The sequence below is a fragment of the Serratia sp. Ag1 genome (assembly GCF_000743355.1).
Classification (GTDB): Bacteria; Pseudomonadota; Gammaproteobacteria; order Enterobacterales; family Enterobacteriaceae; genus Chania.
Map to the genome: position 1 here is coordinate 1 of NZ_JQEI01000094.1, position 6,564 is coordinate 6,564.

7 protein-coding genes are annotated in these 6,564 nt (G+C 45.0%); all 7 read right to left on the reverse strand.

Translation table 11 applies throughout. The features are described from left to right. Positions 1-81 precede the first annotated feature (81 nt). The 7 genes from IV04_RS24210 to IV04_RS24240 all read right to left on the reverse strand — a co-directional run bounded on the left by IV04_RS24210 (position 82) and on the right by IV04_RS24240 (position 6,504). Positions 82-372 (reverse strand): hypothetical protein, encoded by a 291-nt coding sequence (locus IV04_RS24210; RefSeq protein WP_037404675.1) that lies wholly within the window; start codon positions 370-372, stop codon positions 82-84. 155 nt (positions 373-527) lie between these two features. Beyond that, on the reverse strand, positions 528-788 hold the full coding sequence (locus IV04_RS24215) for a PAAR domain-containing protein (protein ID WP_037404686.1): 261 nt from the start codon (positions 786-788) through the stop codon (positions 528-530). Between the two features lie 294 nt (positions 789-1,082). Beyond that, positions 1,083-2,159, reverse strand: a complete 1,077-nt coding sequence (locus IV04_RS24220) for a T6SS immunity protein Tli4 family protein (RefSeq protein ID WP_037404678.1) — start codon at positions 2,157-2,159, stop codon at positions 1,083-1,085. A 126-nt stretch (positions 2,160-2,285) separates the two neighbouring features. Beyond that, the gene (locus IV04_RS24225) at positions 2,286-3,362 is read right to left on the reverse strand and encodes a T6SS immunity protein Tli4 family protein (RefSeq protein WP_037404680.1); all 1,077 of its coding nucleotides are present in this window, start codon (positions 3,360-3,362) and stop codon (positions 2,286-2,288) included. 126 nt (positions 3,363-3,488) lie between these two features. After that, on the reverse strand, positions 3,489-4,568 hold the full coding sequence (locus IV04_RS24230) for a T6SS immunity protein Tli4 family protein (protein WP_037404682.1): 1,080 nt from the start codon (positions 4,566-4,568) through the stop codon (positions 3,489-3,491). Continuing rightward, positions 4,561-6,210, reverse strand: coding sequence for a triacylglycerol lipase (locus IV04_RS24235; RefSeq protein ID WP_037404684.1), 1,650 nt, complete (start codon positions 6,208-6,210; stop codon positions 4,561-4,563). The genes IV04_RS24230 and IV04_RS24235 overlap by 8 nt, the downstream gene beginning before the upstream one ends. Positions 6,211-6,213: 3 nt before the next feature. Beyond that, the gene (locus IV04_RS24240; protein ID WP_037441790.1) at positions 6,214-6,504 is read right to left on the reverse strand and encodes a hypothetical protein; all 291 of its coding nucleotides are present in this window, start codon (positions 6,502-6,504) and stop codon (positions 6,214-6,216) included. Positions 6,505-6,564 lie beyond the last annotated feature (60 nt).

Genomic DNA, 6,564 nt, shown 5'->3' on the forward strand with positions numbered 1-6,564 from the left:
GATGGAGGCGGTATACCGCCCCTGCTGATCGCGCTCAGCATAAACAATTTCGATGTTTTCCTGCTTTTCCTCAGCCATGGGTCACTCCTTTGCCTCAGAGGTTATCTGTAAGGTATCGATAAACGCACTGCTCTGGGGTTGCACCTGCCCCTGTGTGTCTGTTGTTTTTGCACTCTGCATATTGTCTGACGGGGTTATCGACAGACGACGCTGCGCCACTGGCGAGTCATCCTGTAACCAGCGTAACTCCGGCGTCACCGCAAAATCTGCCTGTTCCCATTGCTGCACCATCTGGCTGGCGCTCTGCCCGCTGAACTTCTGCCATACTGCCGCCCGCTCAATGATTTTGTCCGGTGCACCGCTCTCCACCACGCCGTTACCGATACGGATATAAGCCCCGCCACTGATAAACAGTGGCGGACAGCGTACTGACCGTCAGTATCACGGCCAAAACAACGATCCAGATACCATAACGAGGGAGGATAACTGAGGTTGCTCGGGAACTTTAGGAATTGGTCAGGCCATAATCACGACTCTATGCTGTTTTCGGGCTGAGAACTGATGACGCGACAGCCGCAGGCGCACAGGCAGTTATTCACAACCACCTGTCGTCCTTCTTCGAAGGTAGTGGAGTCCCCCTCCACGATGGTATTCATACCATGCCTGGGGCAGGAGACCCACTCACCGACCAGTGCCGCCTGCAGCCCGTTGAAATACAGGGTGGAAGACGCGGTTTTTACTTCACCACCGTGGGTGGTAGTATCACCTAAACAAACAACGCCTAGCATATTTTCCGCCTGGATTACTGCCTGATAAAAATACATTAAAATATGATTGAAATCATATGTAAAACGTATTGGCAAGAACAATAGTGAATAAAGTGATTATAGCCATGATATACATACATCCTTAATATCACGTTCTTTAAATGACTTAAAGGCTAAATATATATAAACACAGATTGCAACAATCCAAACAGGCCATGTTATACGAATTAAAATGAGAATAAACTCACACAAGCCAATATCATTAAACATGGGCATCACTCACTCTTTTTTCAGCGCTATTTTTACTGAAAATAATCAAATAGCACCCGGTCGTACACGCAGCGTCGCCGTGATCTGCTGCCAGAATGCCATTATCTCATTTTCTGACAATGCTTCATCGGGTAATGGGCCATGATTTAGTTCCATTCGCAGAAATGGAGTCGCTGGGCTACCCTGTTTTTCATTAAGTTGCAATACGAATATATGTCCGCTAGAAGCATCCGAGCCATTACCAACTGCCAACCACTCTTCTGCGACCAATTGATTGATCTTGCGTTCACCTTTCCCTAAAGTGCGTCCTTTCGAACGAGATATGCCTGATGAAATAGAGCTACTTCTTTCCAGCATAGAGGTCTTTTCCTGGAGATAATTATCACTACTGATGGTTAAATATAGCCGAGGATTTACTGTTGAGTTATAAGGTAATATAACTTCTTCGTCACCTTGTGAACTGCCAGCAATAAAACCATTCGGAATACATAAACCAGCCCCCTCAGGCTCTTCGTTTTCCTGTCTTCCGTGGAATCTTGACAATAAAGCCGTTAACTCCATCAGTTTTTTCTGTACGTTATTGGTATAAACTCCTGGGTACTGCTCTCTTTCTTTTTCATAACGAGGAGAGTCTGCATTAGCTGCCTTAATTAATGTCTTAAATGCAACACCATTATTGTAAATATGCCCTTCTAATACACGAGAGGAATCCGGAGTCCCTGGACTACTTGTGCGTTCAAAAATGATCCCTTTCATGCCGTTAGGTAGTGGATAAACACGTTTTAGAAAAGGAGCATCCTCTGCACTGACTGGCTGAGTTTTACGTAGTTCTTCTTCACGCAGGCGAATGCGCTGTTCAAAGGCAGGTAAATATAGCCGTTGTGTTTCTACTCTTTGTTTATTAAGAGTTACCATCCCTCGGAGTGGGGAAAGGTTCTCTGGCAAATCGACCAGATAACGGCCAATACAGCGAGGAGTAGAGTTTTTCAGTAATGTCTCAACCACGTTATTTTCCTGCTCGGTTAATTTGACCTGTGGGGGATAGGGCTTAAGCCACTGCCAAAAGGAAAAAACGGCTACAATAGCTAATAGCACGAATACCTTCTTTTTCTTATTGCGCATTTAGATACCTCAATGCCATTCCCTTAATTTTTGACTATCGTCTACAGGGTATAATTAACCGAGGCTGAGAGCCCATCACAATAGGCTCTTACCGGAACCAGCAGTTATTTTTATGACTGAACATAATCAAATGGCACCCGGTCGTACACGCAACGTCGCCGTGATCTGCTGCCAGAATGCCATTATCTCATTTTCTGACAGTGCTTCATCGGGTAATGGGCCATGATTTAGTTCCATTCGCAGAAATGGAGTCGCTGGGCTACCCTGTTTTTCATTAAGTTGCAATACGAATATATGTCCGCTAGAAGCATCCGAGCCATTACCAACTGCCAACCACTCTTCTGCGACCAATTGATTGATCTTGCGTTCACCTTTCCCTAAAGTGCGTCCTTTCGAACGAGATATGCCTGATGAAATAGAGCTACTTCTTTCCAGCATAGAGGTCTTTTCCTGGAGATAATTATCACTACTAATGGTTAAATATAGTCGGGGATTTACTGTTGAGTTATAAGGTAATATAACTTCTTCGTCTCCTTGTGAACTGCCAGCAATAAAACCATTGGGAATACATAAACCTGGCCCCTTTGGCACTTCATTTTCCTGTCGACCGTGGAACCTTGACAATAAAGCCCTTAACTCCATCAGCTTTTGCTGTACGTTATTAATATACAGCTCCGGGTATTGCTCTTTATCTTTACCATAACGCGGGGAGTCGGGGTTAATTGCCTCAATAATGGTCTTAAATGCCACACCATTATTATAAACATGCCCTTCTAAACTACGAAAGGCATCTGGCGCCCCCTCGCTACTGGTGCGTTCAAAAATGACACCGTTCATACCGTTAGGTAGTGAATAAACATGCTTTAAGAAAGGGGCATTTTCTTCTCTGACTGGTTTAGCCTTGCGCAACTCCTCTTCACGCAGAAGAATGCGTTGTTCAAAAGCGGGTAAATATAGCCGTTGAGTTTCCACTCTCTGTTTATTAAGTATCACCATTCCCCGCAGCGAGGAAAAACTCTCTGGCAGATCGACCAGATAACGGCCAATACAGCGGGGGGTAGAGTTCGTCAGTAATGTCTCAACCACGTTATGCTCCTGCTCGGTTAATGTGATCTGTGGGGGATAGGGCTTCAGCCACTGCCAAAAGGAAAAAACGGCTACAATAGCTAATAGCACAAATACCTTCTTTTTCTTATTGCGCATTTAGATACCTCAATGCCATTCCCTTAATTTTTGACTATCGTCTACAGGGTATAATTAACCGAGGCTGAGAGCCCATCACAATAGGCTCTTACCGGAACCAGCAGTTATTTTTATAACTGAACATAATCAAATGGCACCCGGTCGTACACGCAACGTCGCCGTGATCTGCTGCCAGAATGCCATTATCTCATTTTCTGACAGTGCATCATCAGGCAAAGGCCCATGATTCAATTCCATCAACAAATAAGGTGTCGCAGAACTACCCTTTTTTTCGTTTACACGTAATGCGAATACATGCCCACTAGAAGCGTCCGCTCCATTACCTACCATCAACCACTCTTCTGCGACCAATTGATTGATCTTGCGTTCACCTTTCCCTAAAGTGCCCCCCCCCGCACGAGATAGAGCTGAGGAAATAGAACTACTTCTCTCCAGCATGGAAGTCTCTTCCTGAAGAAAATTATTACTGCGAATGTTTAAGTATAAATTAGGATTTGCTGTTGAACGATACGAAAATGAAGCCTCTTCATCTCCTTGTGAACTGCCAGCAATAAAACCATTCGGAATACATAAACCAGTCCCTTCAGGCACCTCATTTTCCTGTCGGCCGTGGAATTTTGACAATAAAGCCGTTAGCTCCATCAGTTTTTTCTGTACGTTATTGATATACAGTTCTGGGTATTGTTCTTTATCTTTATCATAACGCGGGGAGTCAGGATTAATTGCTTCAATTATTGTTTTAAATGCTACGCCATTATTATAAACGTGCCCTTCTAGACTACGAAAGGCATCCGGGGTACCCGGACTACCTGTACGTTCAAAAATGATCCCTTTCATGCCGTTAGGCAGTGGATAAACACGTTTTAGAAAAGGAGCATCCTCTACACTGACTGGCTGAGTTTTACGTAGTTCTTCCTCTCGCAGGCGAATGCGCTGTTCAAAGGCAGGTAAATATAGCCGTTGAGTTTCTACCTTCTGTTTATTGAGAATCACCAATCCAGTCGGGGAGGAAAGATTCTCTGGCAAATCGACCAGATAACGGCCAATACAGCGGGGGGTAGAGTTTTTCAGTAATGTCTCAACCACGTTATGTTCCTGCTCGGTTAATGTGATCTGTGGGGGATAGGGCTTAAGCCACTGCCAAAAGGAAAAAAGGGCCAGAATAATCAATAACGTGTATATGATGATCTTTTTCTTATTATGCATCGGGATACCTCAGCGCCGTCTCTTTAATTTTTTGCGCTATCTTGACTATCGCCCACAGAGTATACCGCTGCGCATCTGGGTGCGAGTATGCAGGTTCATGCGCTACATTTAAACGTGCTCGTGATCGCAAATATCTCTCGGATATTTGTGAAGAACGAAGTGGGACGGTGCCATCCCCTAGTTCAGATTCAGTGGGGGCAATTATTTTATACTCCTGATAAACACCGGATGCCCATCCTTTCCCCCCTAACGGCGTTGCGACCGTTCTGGTAGTAAAAACTTCCTCTCCCGGCTTGCTATTCATACGCCCATCCAGTGGAAACCGCTCACGCCCCTTATATAGCCAGCTATCCATTACCGGTGTTTTAGCCTGCCAAATTAAATCACCGTGGGTGGGTATAGCTCCACCGTAAAAAGAATGGGTAACCTTATGATAGCGCCCCTTTAAATTTTCAATTATAGGCTTAACTTTCTGATTAACTATATTTGTGTATGCTAACCAGTCTTTATCCATTCTAGCCTTATCAAGGCTTGTATTCTTCGGTTCAATCAGATAATCCTCGCACAGACTCCACCATTTACCACGTACGGTATAAATCTCAGAATACGGATCCTGTTTTGGCAAGCTATGAGTTTTATCATCATCCTTGATTTTAAGCCAGCCCATACCATATTCTGTGCCCGGCAGTAACTGTAATGGCCCTGGAGATTGAGATAGTACTGCAGTCATTTCAGCACCGTTCCCACCAGCCACCTCCGCAGTAGCCTTACCCTTTAAACTTTTAATATCGTATTCCATTCCGGCTTTCATACGCCGATAGGCAGATGTCGCACCGATTGCGGGCAAAACACCGTGCACTATCCCCAGTATTTTACTGTTTCCTCCTTTTAACTCGGAACAATACCGTGCCACTAATCCCCCCATTGAATGGGTGACCAAGATGACCTTTTCACATTTATTACTCCTGCTATTATAGTCTGAAATAATACTATTGATTCGGTTGAGTAATGCATCAGCGGAAGATTCAATACTGTCCAACCAGTTATAACCCATAACATGCACGGGGAAGAGGTATTTATAACTCAGACCCACTTCTCCCTTGGTTAACGGCGCCTCCCCCATTTCAAGATCTAAAGTCATATCAATCAGCTTTACACGATCTCCCTCGTGTATTTGATAGAAATCGTGTAATGAACGTTGTAACCAGGGCAAAAATTCACCATAGCTCATATAACCCGCCTCGCCCCATCCTCGCTCAAGGCGTGAAGTAAACCCGATATCGGCTAAATTACCGTCAACTTTCCCTTCCGGGTCAACCTCCACTTTTGTCGGATCCAACAAAGTGCGTCTATCTTTAGCACCTTTAGTCAACCAACCTAATCTCCAGGGGTCTTGATCTGTTCCTGCAGCAGTTGAAGCATCATCCAGTCGCCACAATCTATCTGACGGATTTGTACCCAGAGTTTTTAAGTTACTTCCCATCACTCCAGGTAAAAAAATCACCGGAATAACCCGGTCAGGGACTTTATAGAACACCGCCGTGTGATTGTTATTGCTGGCAGGCATTATTGTTGGGTAATAAAGTTTTCCATTTTCGTCATAAGCTGGAGGAACAACGATTTTTTGCAGTACATCAACCATAAATCACTCCTCATCCTGTATATAGACGTTCAAAGAATCAATACTTAACCGCTGCTGCTTTGTCGCATGCCCAGACTGAGATGTCACGGATGTCTGTTGACTCCCATCACCGCTGAGAATATTCAACTTTTGCGCTGATACAGGGGAATCATCGAATGGCCACAGCACTTGAGGCGTTACCGCAAAACCCGCCGTTTCCAACTTTTGTGCAATCTGGCTGGCGCTCTCCCCGCTGAACTTCTGCCACACCGCTGCCCGCTCAATGATTTTGTCCGGTGCGCCGCTCTCTACCACGCCGTTACCGATACGGATCTACGCTCCGCCACTGCCCACCAACAGGATATCCTGTTTCGC